This window comes from Pseudomonas danubii (assembly GCF_042980055.1).
In the GTDB taxonomy this organism is placed as follows: domain Bacteria; phylum Pseudomonadota; class Gammaproteobacteria; order Pseudomonadales; family Pseudomonadaceae; genus Aquipseudomonas; species Aquipseudomonas danubii.
On sequence record NZ_CP116502.1, the window covers coordinates 1,784,674 to 1,799,991 of the forward strand.

General features: G+C 63.3%; 12 protein-coding genes. 4 read left to right on the forward strand and 8 right to left on the reverse strand.

Annotated features, from left to right (window positions below):
* Positions 1-123 precede the first annotated feature (123 nt).
* The gene (gene putP / locus PFZ56_RS08355) at positions 124-1,608 is read left to right on the forward strand and encodes a sodium/proline symporter PutP (RefSeq protein WP_102862847.1); all 1,485 of its coding nucleotides are present in this window, start codon (positions 124-126) and stop codon (positions 1,606-1,608) included.
* A gap of 73 nt (positions 1,609-1,681) precedes the next feature.
* Here putP and PFZ56_RS08360 read toward each other — a convergent pair whose 3' ends face one another.
* From PFZ56_RS08360 to PFZ56_RS08385, 6 genes are all read right to left on the reverse strand, one after another.
* Positions 1,682-2,176, reverse strand: a complete 495-nt coding sequence (locus PFZ56_RS08360) for a DUF2165 family protein (RefSeq protein WP_110595416.1) — start codon at positions 2,174-2,176, stop codon at positions 1,682-1,684.
* A 121-nt stretch (positions 2,177-2,297) separates the two neighbouring features.
* Positions 2,298-3,569, reverse strand: a complete 1,272-nt coding sequence (locus PFZ56_RS08365) for an O-acetylhomoserine aminocarboxypropyltransferase/cysteine synthase family protein (protein ID WP_170004069.1) — start codon at positions 3,567-3,569, stop codon at positions 2,298-2,300.
* Positions 3,570-3,790: 221 nt separating this feature from the next.
* Positions 3,791-5,215, reverse strand: a complete 1,425-nt coding sequence (locus PFZ56_RS08370; RefSeq protein ID WP_170004071.1) for a glycerol kinase — start codon at positions 5,213-5,215, stop codon at positions 3,791-3,793.
* Between the two features lie 27 nt (positions 5,216-5,242).
* Complete coding sequence (locus PFZ56_RS08375; protein ID WP_213664624.1) at positions 5,243-6,475, reverse strand: NAD(P)/FAD-dependent oxidoreductase; 1,233 nt, start codon at positions 6,473-6,475, stop codon at positions 5,243-5,245.
* Complete coding sequence (locus tag PFZ56_RS08380; protein WP_170001611.1) at positions 6,462-7,868, reverse strand: NAD(P)/FAD-dependent oxidoreductase; 1,407 nt, start codon at positions 7,866-7,868, stop codon at positions 6,462-6,464. Before PFZ56_RS08380 ends, PFZ56_RS08375 begins: the two co-directional genes overlap by 14 nt.
* A gap of 158 nt (positions 7,869-8,026) precedes the next feature.
* Positions 8,027-8,791 (reverse strand): DeoR/GlpR family DNA-binding transcription regulator, encoded by a 765-nt coding sequence (locus PFZ56_RS08385; protein WP_170001609.1) that lies wholly within the window; start codon positions 8,789-8,791, stop codon positions 8,027-8,029.
* Between the two features lie 380 nt (positions 8,792-9,171).
* Between PFZ56_RS08385 and eutH the strand changes: the two genes are divergently transcribed.
* From eutH to PFZ56_RS08400, 3 genes are all read left to right on the forward strand, one after another.
* Positions 9,172-10,407 carry an ethanolamine utilization protein EutH gene (eutH, locus tag PFZ56_RS08390; RefSeq protein ID WP_102862854.1) on the forward strand — a complete coding sequence of 412 codons (1,236 nt, stop codon included), beginning with the start codon at positions 9,172-9,174 and terminating at the stop codon, positions 10,405-10,407.
* 36 nt (positions 10,408-10,443) lie between these two features.
* Positions 10,444-10,800 carry a DUF1937 family protein gene (locus PFZ56_RS08395; RefSeq protein ID WP_102882047.1) on the forward strand — a complete coding sequence of 119 codons (357 nt, stop codon included), beginning with the start codon at positions 10,444-10,446 and terminating at the stop codon, positions 10,798-10,800.
* Positions 10,801-10,903: 103 nt separating this feature from the next.
* Positions 10,904-11,740, forward strand: coding sequence for a 23S rRNA (adenine(2030)-N(6))-methyltransferase RlmJ (locus PFZ56_RS08400; RefSeq protein WP_102862856.1), 837 nt, complete (start codon positions 10,904-10,906; stop codon positions 11,738-11,740).
* 85 nt (positions 11,741-11,825) lie between these two features.
* Here PFZ56_RS08400 and msrA read toward each other — a convergent pair whose 3' ends face one another.
* Entirely contained in the window at positions 11,826-12,473 is a 648-nt protein-coding gene (gene msrA, locus PFZ56_RS08405) for a peptide-methionine (S)-S-oxide reductase MsrA (protein WP_102882046.1), read from the reverse strand.
* A 74-nt stretch (positions 12,474-12,547) separates the two neighbouring features.
* On the reverse strand, positions 12,548-15,241 hold the full coding sequence (locus PFZ56_RS08410; RefSeq protein WP_102882045.1) for a GGDEF and EAL domain-containing protein: 2,694 nt from the start codon (positions 15,239-15,241) through the stop codon (positions 12,548-12,550).
* Between the last annotated feature and the right edge of the window lie 77 nt (positions 15,242-15,318).

Genomic DNA, 15,318 nt, shown 5'->3' on the forward strand with positions numbered 1-15,318 from the left:
CTTTCCTGGGGAAACATTGGTCATAAAACGTGCGCGATAGCCGATCGTCTTCCAAACTGTAAAAGCTGGGTGACGGTACTGCTGACCGCCGCTACATAAAAACAAAGCCAGGGCGTAACTCAAATGAGTGCAAGCAATCCAACCTTGATCACGTTCGTGATCTACATCGCAGCAATGGTGCTGATCGGCTTCATGGCCTATCGCTCCACCAACAACCTTTCCGACTACATTCTTGGCGGCCGCAGCCTGGGCAGCGTGGTGACCGCGCTTTCCGCTGGTGCTTCCGACATGAGTGGCTGGCTGCTGATGGGCCTTCCGGGCGCTATCTACATGTCGGGTCTGTCGGAGAGCTGGATCGCCATCGGACTGATCGTCGGTGCCTACCTGAACTGGCTGTTCGTTGCCGGTCGTCTGCGGGTGCAGACCGAGCACAACGGTGATGCTCTGACCTTGCCGGACTACTTCTCCAGCCGTTTCGAAGATAAAAGCGGCCTGCTGCGCATCATCTCCGCGGTGGTGATCCTGGTGTTCTTCACCATCTACTGTGCCTCCGGCATCGTGGCCGGTGCCCGTCTGTTCGAAAGCACCTTCGGCATGCCTTACGAGACGGCGCTGTGGGCTGGCGCGGCGGCGACCATTGCTTACACCTTTGTCGGTGGCTTCCTGGCGGTGAGCTGGACCGATACCGTGCAGGCCACGCTGATGATCTTCGCGTTGATCCTGACCCCGATCATCGTGCTGTTGGCCACCGGTGGCGTCGATACCACCTTCCTGGCGATCGAAGCGAAGGACCCGACCAGCTTCGACATGCTCAAGAACACCACCTTTATCGGCGTGATCTCGCTGATGGGCTGGGGCCTGGGCTACTTCGGTCAGCCGCACATCCTGGCGCGTTTCATGGCGGCGGATTCGGTGAAGTCGATCGCCAACGCCCGTCGCATCTCCATGACCTGGATGATCCTGTGCCTGGGCGGCACCGTGGCCGTGGGCTTCTTCGGTATCGCCTACTTCTCGGCGCATCCTGAAGTGGCCGGTCCCGTGACCGAGAACCCTGAGCGTGTGTTCATCGAACTGGCCAAGCTGCTGTTCAACCCGTGGGTAGCCGGTGTGTTGCTGTCGGCCATTCTGGCGGCGGTGATGAGTACCCTGAGCTGCCAGTTGCTGGTGTGCTCCAGTGCCCTGACCGAAGACTTCTATAAAGCCTTCCTGCGCAAGCACGCCTCCCAAGTTGAGCTGGTATGGGTCGGTCGCGCCATGGTGCTGGTGGTGGCGCTGGTCGCCATCGCCATGGCCGCCAACCCGGAAAACCGCGTGCTGGGCCTGGTGAGCTACGCCTGGGCCGGCTTCGGTGCGGCGTTCGGTCCTGTGGTGCTGATCTCGGTGCTCTGGAAGGGCATGACCCGCGACGGCGCGCTGGCCGGGATCATCGTCGGTGCCGTCACCGTGATCCTGTGGAAACACTTCGCTCTGCTGGGTCTGTACGAAATCATCCCGGGCTTCATCTTCGCCAGCCTGGCAATCGTGCTGGTGAGCAAGATGGGTGCTCCAAGCGCTGGCATGGTTCAGCGTTTTGAAGCGGCCGAGAAGGATTTCAAGCTCAACCACTGAGTGCGTAAATCCTGCCCTGATCGTTCGGGGCAATGAAAACGGCCCGCTGCGTCACCGCAGCGGGCCGTTTTTTTTAGTGCAGTTCAGCGTCGGGCTGGTTGAGGAAGATCAACACGCCAAGGATCGCCATGTAGAACTTGAAGGCCGCGTCCTGGCCATTCCAGGTCTGGGATTGCCACATCATGAACCACTCGCCACCCACCACCATGAAGCCGAAGAACCAGACGCAGAAGCCCAGGCAGAAGCCGGCAATGGCCCAGCCTTTGCGCCGGTTGAAGTAACTGGCGACACCGTGTCGCGCCAGCCACAGGCGCAAGGCGCCAACGACCAGCAATACCCCGGTCAGGGCCTCGCCGGTAATGATCAGCCAGTAGCCGACATTCCACAGCAGGGGCAGGGTCAGGGCGCGGTCGGTGGCGGTGTTGCCGGGGAAGACGCTGTCCATGCTCAGTACGTGCTGGACAAAGGCGAAGTTGGAGTCGTAGTCGCTGATGTTGTTGTAAGCCACCAGCAAGGCGAACGCCGCCACTGCCAGGGTCATGGTGATTTTTACGTAACGCACAATCATGTTGGGTTCCTTTGCGGGTGAGTAATGATCCTGGGGGCTGGTTAGGGTTGGATGCGTCGGTGCCAACGCGCTGGGGGGATTTGGGGGGATGGCCCTGGCGTCTGCTGCCAGGGCCGATTAATCAGGCTTGTTTCAGCGCCTGGTCAAGGTCCTCGAGCAGGTCCTCAATGGCCTCGATGCCGACCGAAAGGCGGATCATCTCCGGCTTGACGCCGGCCTTGGCCTGCTCTTGTTCGTTCATCTGCCGGTGAGTGGTGGACGCCGGGTGGCAGGCCAGGGACTTGGCGTCGCCGATGTTGACCAGGCGCTTGAAGATCTGCAGGGCGTCGTAGAAACGCACGCCTGCGGCATAGCCGCCTTTTAGGCCGAAGGACAGGATCGCCGACGGCTTGCCCTGCATGTACTTGCGCGCCAGTTCATGGTGCGGGTGATCGGCCAGGCCGGCGTAGCTGACCCAGGCCACCAGCGGGTGGTCCTTGAGGAACTGCGCGACCCGGATGGCGTTGTCGGTGTGGCGTTCCATGCGCAGGGCCAGGGTTTCCAGGCCTTGTAGCAGGAGGAAGGCGTTCATCGGTGCCAGCGCCGCGCCGGTGTTGCGCAGTGGCACGGTGCGGGTCCGGGCGATAAAGGCAGCCGGGCCGAACTTCTCGGTGTAGACCACGCCGTGGTAGGCCGGCTCCGGGGTGTTGAGGTTGGCGAACTTCTGCGGATGCTCGGCCCAGGGGAAGTTGCCGCTGTCGACGATCACCCCGCCCAGGGAGTTGCCGTGGCCACCGACGTACTTGGTCACCGAGTGCACCACGATGTCGGCGCCGAACTGGATCGGCTTGCACAGGATCGGCGTGGCCACGGTGTTGTCCACCATCAGCGGTACGTTGCGGGCGTGGGCGGCCTGGGCCAGGCCCTCGATGTCGACGATGTTGCCCGCCGGGTTGCCGATGCTTTCGCAGTACACCAGCTTGGTCTTGTCGTCGATCAGCTCGGCGATGGCCTCTGGCGAATCGTCCCGGGCGAAGCGCACTTCGACCCCGAAGCTGGGCAGCAGGTGGGCGAACAGGGTGTAGGTACCGCCGTACAGCTGGGGCGTGGAGACAATATTGTCCCCGGCCTGGGTCAGGGTCTGGATCGCGTAGTGGATCGCCGCGCTGCCAGCCGCCACCGCCAGCCCGGCGATCCCGCCTTCCAGGGCGGCCATGCGCTGTTCCAGCACATCGTTGGTGGGGTTCATGATGCGGGTGTAGATGTTGCCGGGCACATCCAGGTTGAACAGGTCCGCCCCGTGCTGGGCGTTGTCGAACTCGAAGGCGACGTTCTGGTAGATGGGCACGGCCACGGCCTTGGTGGTCGGGTCCGACTTGAATCCATGGTGCAGCGCAATCGTTGCGTCTTTCATAAATCCTCGACTCAGTAGCAATCCGTTTTATGAGCACAGCCAGGCAGGTCGTGTGCCCGCGCAGCAGTCAGTGGTCCCGTGTGTCTGAGTCGCCAGCAACCGCTTGATGTGCCCGCCGCATGGCCGCGAGCGGGCGCGTCAGTGTCCAATAGGCGCGGCGGATGGGCAAGGGGGCGCTGGCTTGCCGGGAACGGGGCGGCCGTCCTTGGCCAATGGCTGTTTTAGCGCGGCTGGGACCAGCCCTGGGAGCGGCTGACGGCGGCGCTGAAGGTGCGGCGCCAGACGTCGGCCGTGGTCCGGTCGACACGGGGCTGATAGTGGGTGCGGGTGTTGTCCAACTCCGGCAGCTCCAGGCCCAGGCCACGGGCAGCCAGGGCTGCGCAGCCCAGGGCAGTGAGTTCGTCGAAACGCTGGGTGACGATGGTGCGTTGCAGGATATCGGCAAGGAACTGGGCGAAATACGGGCTGCGGGCCAGCCCGCCGTCGATCGACAGCTGGTCGGTGACACGCAGGTGATCGTCCATCGCGGTGATCACTTCGGCGCTGCGCAGGGCCACGCCTTCCAGCACCGCCTGGCACAGGTCCTGGCGGCTGGTGGCGGCGTTCATGCCGATCCACACCGCCCCGGCGCTGCGGTCCCAGTGCGGGCAGGCCAGCCCCGACAACGCCGGGACAAAGGCCAGTTCGCGGGAAATGGCCGGTGGCTGATCGAAGGCCGCCAGCTCCGAGAAGTCGCTGAACAGGCCCAGCCGCCCGGCCCACTCCACCGCGGCGCTGGCGTCGTACACGCCACCGTCCATGGCATACACCGGCTTGCCATCGACCTGCCAGGCAATGGTGGCCAGCAGTCCTTTCTCCGGTGCGCGGATGATCTGATCGCCGGTGACGGTCAGGGCGAAGGCGCCGGTGCCGAAGGTGATCTTGGCGTCCCCCGGCTGCCGGCAGCCGTGGCCGTAGAGCGAGGCTTGCTGGTCCACCACCGAGGCGCTGATGGGCGTCTGGCCGATGCGCCCGAAGTCGCCGACCGTGGCGCGGATCGGTGGCAGGGCCTCTAGCGGGACGCCGAACAGTGCACACAACTGCGGGTCCCACTGGCCGGTGGCGAGGTTCATCAGCGAGGTGCGCGAGGCGGTGGTGATGTCGGTGGCATAGACCCCGGCCAGGCGGTCGAGGAAGTAGGCATCGGTGGTGCCCAGGCGCAGGCGGCCGGCACTCAGGGCTGCCTGTGCCGCCGGCAGGTTCTCCACGATCCAGGCCAGCTTGCTGGCGGAAAAATAGGCGTCCAGAGGCAATCCGGCCCGCTCCAGGGTCAGGGCTTCGGCTCCGTTGGCTCGCAGTTCCTCGATGCGTGCGGCGCTGCGGTTGTCCTGCCAGACGATCACCGGAGACAGCGGTGCGCCACTGATGGCGTCCCAGGCGAGGCAGCTTTCGCCCTGATTGGCCAAGCCAATGGCGTCGACCCGGCCGGTGGCTTCCAAGCAGCGTTGCAGGTTGGCCAGCAGTTCCAGCGGGTCGTGCTCGACCCAGCCCGGACGAGGGTGATGCTGCTGGTGGCGCAGCGCCAGTTGGATGTCGGCACGGCCTTGCATGTCCACAACCAGTACGCGGGTGCTGGTGGTGCCCTGGTCAAGTGCGGCTATTCGCATGGTCTTTTCTCTTGTTGTGGGACGGGCCTAGTCGATGCAGATGTCCAGTTGGTCAAGGTGTTCCGGCAGTTGCAGTTCCTTGAGGGGAATCAGCAGGCGCCGTTCCGGCAGTGCCGAGACCGGGCGGCTCCAGAGGTCCAGGCCCTGGGCGCGAACCCGCAAGGTGCCGCTGACCGCCCGGCTGACCCGCAGTTGGATGTGCTGCAGGCCCGCCAGCTCGCCGCGCACCAGCCGGCCCGGTACGCCGAGCTTGATCGGGGCTGCGTATTTCAGGGTCAGCGCGTCATGGGGAGCGGGTAGCTGGTTGCACAGGGCCAGTGCCATCAGGCTGCCGATACGCCGCCCTTCACGGTAGGACCAGCCGGCGGTCTCGATCGGTCGCAGCAGGTTGCCGGCGGCGAAGTAGGCCGGGTCCGAGCAGCGCCCGTATTGGTCGATCTTCGGCCCGTCGCTACCGCTGTCCAGCTGCAGGTGGCTCTGGCGCACCAGGCTCGACTCAGGGGTGAACTGGCCCGTGAGCAGCACGCCGTCGCAGGCAATCTCGCGCACCTGACCGTCGGCCAGGCGCACCTGGGCCGATTCCACCCGGCCGGTGCCGTTGATCGCCAGCAATTGCGCGCCGAAATGCATGGGAATGCCCAGTAAGCGTGGAAACAGCGACAGCGGCCAGCGTGCGGTTGCCCGGTTGTTGGCTTCGAGCACCGCTACCGGGCGGATTCCTGCGCGCCGGCAACTGAGTACGGCGGACAGGCTGACCAGCTCGGTGCCGACGATCAGCGGTCGTTCAAAGGGCTTGAGGTGCTGCATATAGAGGAAGTTCTGCAACGCTCCGGTGTTGATCACGCCCACCGGGCGGTCGCCGGACAGCAGGCGTGCCGAGCGCGGGGTTTCCCGGGCGCCGGTGGCGATCAGGACCTTTTTCGCCTGGATCTGCCGCGGCCCGTCGGTGCTCGCCAGGCGCAGCAGGCCGCCGGGTTCCAGGCTGACTACCGTGTGGCGCAGCAGCAGGATCACGCCGGCTTTCAGCGCGGCTTCGACATTGCGCCGGGCATAGGCCGGGCCGCTGAGAATGCGCTGATACTCGCGCATGCCGAAGGGCGGGTGAGCGCAGTGCCGGGGAATGCCGCCAGCTTCGCTTTCACGCTCGATGACAATCACCGGGCCGATGCCCTGGCGCCGCAGTTCAATGGCGGCTGCGAGGCCCGCCGGGCCGCTGCCGATAATGGCCGCTTCGGCCTGAAGGAGTTCAGTGCTGTTCATGGCAACGACCTGTGGCAAGTGGGACGGCCAGTTGGCTGGCACTGAGTTCGGCGACCTGGGCCGAGCAATAGAAACCCTGGCAGCGACCCATGCAGGCACGGGTGCGACGCTTGAGCCCACCCAGATCGCCGGGGGGCAGGGGGCTGTGCAGGGCGGTCTCGATTTCGCGACGGGTCACCAGTTCGCAATGGCAGACGATTTCGCCATAGCCGGGGCGTTGCCAGTCCCGGGCCAAGTGCTCCGCGAGGTTGGGCATCTGCGGCCAGACCGGCTCGCGCACCGGGTGATGCTGGCGACGCTGGCTGTACAGGCTGTAGACGTGCCGGGCAATGCCCAGGGCGGCAGTGAGCCCGGTGGAGCGGATGCCGCCGACGGTGATCCAGTGCCGGGAGTGATCGGCCTGGATCCGGTACTCCTTCTTTTCGCTGGCCGGGCGCAGTCCTGCGTAGGTAGCGGTGACCGGCATTCCGGCGAGGCCGGGAATCCGCTCCACGGCAGCGTCGATCAGGCTTTGCAGGGTCGGGCCGTCGAGCCCGGCATGCACCCGGTCCTCCTGTTCTTCGGCGGTGGGGCCCACCAGCAGGTTGCCGTAGACGGTGCGGGTCAGGACGATGCCTTTGGTGCGTTCGTTGGGCACCGGCAGGACGATGCGCTCCAGCAGTTTGGCCGCGGCCTTGTCGAAGACCACGAACTGGCCCTTGCGCGGCATGATGCGAAATTCGCTGTGGCCCAGCAGGTTGTGCTCCAGGGTGTCACCGAACAGCCCCGCGCAGTTGATCACCTGGGCGCTGCGCAAGGTGCCCTGGTTGGTATGCAGGGTCCAGGCATCACCATCGAATTGGCCTTGCTGCACCTCGCACCGCAACTGCACCCGGGCGCCGTGGGCCATGGCCTGCTGCAGGTAGCCCAGGGGCGCTGACCAGGGGTCGATCAGGTGTTCGTCGGGCACCAGCACCGCGCCCACCGCGTGATTGGCCAGATGGGGTTCCAGGGCGAGGATCTCGCTGCGTTCCAGCAGGCGCACGTTATTGACCCCATTGGCCTGGGCCTGGTCGAGAATCCCTGGCAGGCGGGCCTGGTCCTCGGCGTTCCAGGCCACCACCAGGGCGCCACTCTTGAGCAGCGGCAAGTTCATGGGCGAGTGAATCTCCAGGTATTCCTGGTACCCGGCCTGCATGCACTGCAGCTCCAGGCTGCCGCTAGGGGCATCGAAGCCGGTGTGCAGGATGGCGCTGTTGGCCTTGCTGGCGCCGGAAAGAATGTCGCTGCCCTTTTCCAGCAGCACCACCCGTGCACCCTCCAGGGCAAAGCGCCTGGCCATGGCGCAACCGACGACTCCGCCACCGACGATGGCCACATCGAAAGTCACACTGTTCGGATAAAGTTCGGTCATATAAATGCCTGTTTCCTGCGGTAACACCAAGATCGTGTGCAGGAATCAAAGCATATTGCGGGCCATGGTTGTTGTTTTTATTTCTTATTCGGTCATATATCGGTCAGTTATTTGTGGATTTAAGGCGGTGGGCGACCGCCTGCCACACCGGGGCGGGTTCAGGACTGGGCCACCAGATGCACTTCCACGCCGGCTTTTTCCAACGCCGCCTGCAGTGCCGGGCCGGGCTGGCGATCAATCACCAGGCGGTCGATGCGCTCCAGTGGAAATACCTTGAACAGGCCACGGCGTTCCAGCTTCGAGGAGTCGGCGATTACGGTCAGCTGGCGGGCCTGGGCAATCATGGCGCGAGCGACTTCGGCCTCTTCGATGGAGAAGTCCATGGCGCCGTCTTCATTCAGCGCACCGATGGTGATCACCGCGTGTTCGGCGTTGAAGCGGGTGATCTGCTCCAGGGCCAGGGTGCCGACGTTCTGCGTCGAGTCGGGGCGGTATTCGCCGCCGATCATGAACACCCGGTTACCGGATTCGCCCAGGCAGCCGGCGATTGGCAGGGAGTTGGTGATGACCGTCAGGCGCGTGAGCTGGGCCAGTTCCCGGGCGAAGAACAGGGTGGTAGTCCCGGTATCGATAAAGATGCTGTCCCCGGCGCAGAACAGGCCGGCGGCGTAGCGGGCAATGGCACGCTTCTCCTGGGCGTGTTCGTTCATGCGGGTCTGGAAGGTGTTTTCGTGTTCACCGGTAGGCGGCAGGGCCGCGCCGCCATGGAACTTGGTAACCAGGCCGTTTTCCGCCAGTTCGCTGAGGTCGCGGCGAATGGTTTCCTGGGAGGTGGCGGTAATGCGGGCCAGTTCCTCCACGGAAATTCGCTCCCGCTGGCGCAGGAGTTCGAGAATCTGCTGTCGTCGTTCGTTGGGGCGCATGGGGCTTTCCGTTAGTGGTACTTCGCCACACAAATGGGCAGTTTTTGTTACTTACGCACACATTTTGCACATTTGCATGCAGATTCGGTCAGGTTCGATGGCGAAGTTAAGCATTTAACTGCAGGTTTCACAATCGTGACCGGTCACCCGCTTAGCTAGGCCAGATCAGCTCATGAAGACTCTGGCGACAGATATTGTGACCGATAATTGAGTATTTGTAGGTTAAAACCACAACTAATACACATTATGGCATAGGAAATGCCCTGTGTTTGCATACCGGGTCATCGCCCGCCTTGGCGAAGAGATGACCAGCGCTGGCCTCAACAAGAACCTCCCTGGTGGGGGAAACCTATAAATGACGCGCAGAGAGATGAACCCACATGGCTGAATTTGGAAACTACGTCATTTACCTGATCATGCTCGGCGCCGTGGTCGGCGCCCTGTCATCCATCATCAAGCCCGACAGTGGCCTGGGTAAGGAGTTCGTCAACGGTATCCATTCCATCGGTCCGGTCTTTCTGGCCCAGGCCGGGATCATGGTGGCGATTCCCTACCTGTCCCAGGGCATCTCCCATGCGCTGGGGCCGTTCTTCAATGCCCTGGGTTCGGATGTGTCGATCGCGGCGTTGTCGATCATCGCCGTGGACATGGGCGGCTATCAGCTGGCCAATGCCCTGACCGCCAATCGCGACCTGTGGATCACCGCGATGCTGGTGGGCTACACCTCGGGGGCGACCATCGTCTACCTGATCCCGGTGGGCCTGACCATGCTTGAGCGCAAGGACCACAAGTACCTGGCCCTGGGCGCCATGGCCGGGCTGATCAGCATTCCCTTCGCCGTGCTGATGTCGTTGCTGATCATCACCGCTACCCAGTTGCCGGTGCGCGATATCGTCTCCACCAACTCCGAGGCGCTGTACTACCTGTCCCTGGGGTTTGTCGACATGCTCAAGCTGCTGGCGCCGCTGTTCGTGTTCTGCTTCCTGCTGGCGGCGGGACTGCGTTACCGGCCGCGCATGATGGTTGGCGGCTTCCTGGTGTTCGGCAAGATCATGGACGCGGCGATCAAGCTGATCCTGGCCCTGAGCATCGTCGAGCACTTCACCAAGTTCTTCAGCATCAACTTCGGCGGCTGGGGCTTCGACCCGATGTTCGCCGATGAAAAGGAGCTGTTCCGGGCCATCGAGATCGCCGGTTACATCGGCATCATGCTCGCCGGCACCTTCCCCATCTGCTACCTGTTCCAGCGCTACTGCAAAAAGCCCATGGAGCTGCTGGGACGCCAGTTGAACCTGTCCAGCACCGGTGCTGCGGGCTTTGTCATGGTGTTCGCCAACATCATCGCCACCTACCACTTGTTCAAGCACATGACCGCTCGCGACAAAGTGCTGTGCGTGGCCCTGGGGGTTTGTGCCCAGGCGCTGATCGGCGATCACCTGGCGTTTACCGCGAACTTCCAGCCGAGCCTGATCCTGCCGGTGCTCATCGGCAAACTGTTCGGCGGCTTGCTGGCGGTAGCGATTGCCATCCGTATCTCGGTGCCGGCCGCCCAGCGTTATGAGCTGCAAGAGCAGGAACAGGCCGCGGCCTTTGCCCTGCAACCTGCGCGGACCTGAGGGTCCGCTCCACCTATCCCTGAAGTCGAGGTAACGATGCGCAAGATTTTCCTGGCCTGTCCCTACAGCCACTCCGACGCTGAGGTCATCAATGAGCGTTTTCTTCAGTGCAATCGCGTTGCGGCGCAGATACTCGAGGCCGGGCACGCAGTGTTCAGCCAGGTGAGCATGTCCCATCCGATCAACCTGTGCCTGGCCGGCAAGGACAACGCTGCCATCGGCAAGCTCTGGGCACCGGTGGATGCGTTGTACATGGCGATGATGGAAGAGTTGATCGTGCTCGACCTGCCAGGCTGGAGGGACAGCGGCGGGATCAAGCGCGAGATCGAGGTCTTCGAATCGTCCGGGCGGCGGGTCAGCCTGTGGTCCGAGGTCTGCCACGAATTTGCCTGAGTCCCGGGCCGTACCCATCGTCGCCTGCGCCGGGTACGGCCGCCGTTCGAACTGACGACAGCCTGCGCACAAGGTAAACTTGCCCGCCTGCGCAGGAGCAACCATGAACTATCGTCACGCCTTCCACGCCGGCAATCACGCCGACGTCTTCAAACACCTGACCTTGACCCGCCTCATCGCCCTGATGTCGCGCAAGGAGCAGCCGTTCGCCTACCTCGACAGCCACGCCGGCATCGGTCTGTATGACCTCAAGGGCGACCAGGCAAACCGTACCGGCGAGTATTTGGAAGGCATCGCCCGCTTGTGGGGCGAACAGGATCTTCCGGCGCTGACCGCCGACTACATGCAGGTGCTGCACAAGATGAACCCCGATGGCGAGTTGCGTTACTACCCGGGGTCACCGGAATTGGCGCGACGCTTGACCCGCTCCCAGGACCGGGTGCTGCTCAACGAAAAACACCCGGAAGACGGCCTGCTGCTCAAGGACAACATGAAGGGTGATCGTCGGGTGGCGGTGCACCTGGGGGAAGGCTGGCACGTGGCTCGGGCGTTGCTGCCGGTGGCTGAAAAACGTGCGGTGATGCTGATCGACCCGCCTTTCGAGCAGCTCGACGAGATGCAGCGCTGTGCTGCGTCGTTGAAGGAGGCCATTGGCCGCATGCGTCAGACCGTGGCGGCCATCTGGTACCCGGTCAAGGATCAGCGGGCCCTGCGGCGCTTCTACCAGGACCTGGCCGGTACCGGCGCGCCGAAGCTGCTGAGGGTGGAGTTGCTGGTGCATCCGCTGGATACGCCCAACAGCCTCAACGGTTCGGGCCTGGCGATTGCCAATCCGCCTTGGGGGCTGGAGGAGGAGTTGCGCGAGCTGCTGCCGTGGCTGTCGAAGAAACTCGGCCAGACCCAGGGCGGCTGGCAGATGGACTGGTTGATCGCCGAGTAACAGCGCTACATTTCAAGCCTCAAGCCTCAAGCCTCAAGCTGAAAACACAGCGTCTGGAGCTTGAGGCTTGTCGCTTGCGGCGGGTTCAGATCGGGCAGGTCACGCCAGTGCCGCCGATCCCGCAATAGCCTTCGGGATTCTTCGCCAGGTACTGCTGGTGGTACGCCTCGGCGAAATAGACGGTCGGGGCTTCTCCAATTTCAGTGGTGATTTCGCCCAGGCCGGCCTTGGTCAGTTCCGCCTGGAACACGTCCCTGCTGTGCAGCGCCTGCTCCAGCTGGGTCGGGTTGGTGGTGTAGATCACCGAGCGGTACTGGGTGCCAACGTCATTGCCCTGGCGCATGCCCTGGGTCGGGTTGTGCAGTTCCCAGAACATCGCCAGCAGCTCTTTGTAGCTGACTTTCTCGGGCTCATACACCACCAGCACCACTTCGGTATGGCCGGTCAGGCCTGAGCAGACTTCTTCGTAGGTCGGGTTCGGGGTGAAACCGCCGGCATAACCCACGCAGGTGCTGAACACGCCTTCGCGCTGCCAGAAGCGCCGCTCGGCGCCCCAGAAACAGCCCAGGCCGAAGATGGCGAAATCCACATTGCCCGGAAACGGGCCCAGCAGTGGGTTGCCGTTGACGTAGTGTTCTTCAGGCACGGTCATGGGTGTTTCGCGGCCGGGCAGAGCTTGTTCTTTGGTTGGAAGCACGTTTTTGTTCACCAGTATTTCCGAGCGCAAGACCATGTGTCGGTCCTCCAGTCAGGTTGGGGAGTCGTTCAGTCGATAGACACGCAGTTTGCCCGAGTGTTACAGCGCTGTCAGGCAATTGGGCCGCGAGGATAGCGCTTGAGCTTGGCAATCAGCTCGGTGCCGGGAATCGGCCGGTCGAACAGGTAGCCCTGGCCGACGTCGCAGCGATGACGGCGCAGGAATGCCAGTTGCTCGGCGGTCTCGATGCCTTCGGCGACCACCTTGATCTTCAGGTTGTGAGCCATGGCGATCACGGCCGAGGTGATTTCCATGTCGTCCTGGTTGTCGGGGATCTCGTGGATGAAGCTGCGATCGATCTTGATGATATCGATGGGGAATTTCTTCAGGTAGCTCAGGGACGAATAGCCGGTGCCGAAGTCGTCCATGGCCAGGGTCAGGCCAAGTTTTTTCAGCTGTTCTAGCTGTTGGTGAGTGTCGTCGGTGGCTTCCAGCAGCAAGCCCTCTGTTAATTCAAGCTCCAGCAGCGAGGAGGGCAGTTGCTCTTCCTTGAGGATGCTGGCGATGGATGCAACCAGGTCCGGGTCGGAGAACTGCTTGGGCGACAGGTTGATGGCCACATGCAGGTTGCCCAGGCCGGCGGCGGTCAGTTGCTTGCTCATGCGGCAGGCCTGGCGGGCGATCCACTTGCCGATGGGGATGATCAGGCCGGTTTCTTCCGCCACGCTGATGAACTGGTCCGGGCGGATCATGCCCTTTTCCGGGTGGTTCCAGCGCAGCAGCGCTTCCATGCCCAGCAGGCGGCCGCTGCGCAGGCACAGCTTGGGCTGATAGAACACGTCCAGCTCGTTCTGGGTCAGGGCCCGGCGCAGGTTGTTTTCGACGAACAGCTTGTAGCTGGCTTCGGCGTTGAGGGCTTCGGTGAAGACCTGCACCTGGTGCTTGCCGTTGGCCTTGGCCTTGTGCAGCGCCAGGCCGGCGTTGCGCATCAGGGTCTGCGGGTCGCGGCCATGCAGTGGCGCGCTGGCCAGCCCCACGGAGCCGGTGACGCTGATCAGCTGGTTGTCGACGAACATCGGCTTGTCCAGGGTCATCAGCAGTTGGCTGGCGATCTGTTGCCCGGTTTCCAGGTCGGTGTTGTCCAGCAGTACGGCGAATTCGTTACTGGCAAAGCGCGCCAGGCTGCCGCTGGGGCTCAGGCTGTTGCGCAGGCGTCGGGCCAGGCTGATCAGCAGCTTGTCGCCGGTCTGGTGGCCGAGGCTGTCGTTGATCCGCTTGAAGTTGTCGATGTCTACCAGCAGCAGGCTGATCGGGGTATCGCTGTCTCGGGCGAAGCGTTCATCCAGGTTGCGGATGAACGCGGGGCGGTTGCCCAGGTTGGTCAGGTTGTCGGTGTAGGCCAGGCGCTCGATGCGTTGCTGGGCGAGCTTGGTCTGGGTGATGTCTTCGTAGATGCCGATGTAGTGGGTCAGCTCACGATTGTCGCCGTAGACCTTGGAGATCGACAGCTGGCCCCAGTAGGGCTCGAGGTTCTTGCGTCGGCTCTTGAACTCGCCTTGCCAGCTGTTGCTCTTGGCCAGGCTGGAAGGGGCGTCGAACAACAGTTCGCTGAGGTTTTCCAGGGCCGGCAGTTCGGACAGGCGGTGGCCGTGCACCTCTTCGGTGCTGTATTGGGTGATCGCGGTAAAGCTTGGGTTGACGTACTCCACCACGCCGTCGCAGTTGACCAGCAGGAAAGCGTTGGCGCTCTGTTCCACGGCGCGCTGGAACAGGTGCAGGGCGCTGGTGGCGGCGCGTCGGTTGTGATTGTTGATGACTTGGGCGAACTGGTCTGCCAGCTCGCCAGCAAAGGCAATCTCGTCGGACTGCCAGGCCCGGGTCATGCCGGTCTGTTCCAGGCACAGCACGCCGACTACCTGGCCGTCGATGCGGATACTGGCGTCGAGCATGGCATTCACATCCCGTGGCCGCAGGCTTTCGGCCATCTCTCGGGTGCGCGGGTCGCGCATGGCATTCTGGGCGTCGATGGCGCGGCAGCTGTGCAGGGCTTCCAGGTAATCGGGAAAGCTGCTGGCGTCGATGGACTCCGGCATGCGGTATTCCTGGGGGCCGCGGTGGTAGGCGGCAATCGGCACCAGTAGCTGGTCTTCCAGGTTCCAGATGCTGGCGCAGTCGATCTGGTAGATGTCGCAGGCACTGCGGGTGATCAGCTCGGCAGCTTCCTTCAGGGAGTTGCTGGTGCTGTAGCGCTGGCGGGTCAGGAGCAGGATCAGGTCCTGCTGCGCACGTACCCGCTCCAGATGCTGCAGCTGTTCCTGCTGGGCCCGCTGGTTGAGTTCCAGGGCGATCTGCAGGCGGGTGTTCTGGGTTTCCAGATCCACGGTGGGCATTGGCGAGGCATCGCTGAACAGGCCTTCGACCACCAGCAGGTAGCCGCGCAGCAAGTGCCGGTTGTGTTGTTTGTAGGCTTCCCCCAGCTCCAGGATGCTCAAGGGGCCTTGGCCGGTGTGCAAGGTGTAGCGGATCAGGTAATGGGGGCTGGTACTCAGTTGCTGCTGGATGGCGTCGTGCAACTGATAACGCGCCTCAGGCTCCATCAGGCTGGCATAGGGGGAGCCGACCAGAGCGCAGAGTTCGACGGCGGGCAGGCCGAACTGACGTTCGCAGTTGGGATCGAGAAACAGCAGCGCCCAGCTCGCTTCATTCAGCCGTTCGAAACGCAACATGCCGAGCCGCGAGGGCACAGGCAACTGCGTCACTACCTCGGCCGCCATACGGCTGGCGGCATCGGGTTGGCTTTTCATGGGGAAACTCGCTTCGAAATTGCTGATCGCGCCGGGCTCGCGCCCTCTTTACTGTTGCCTGCGGCAAGGTTGCATCA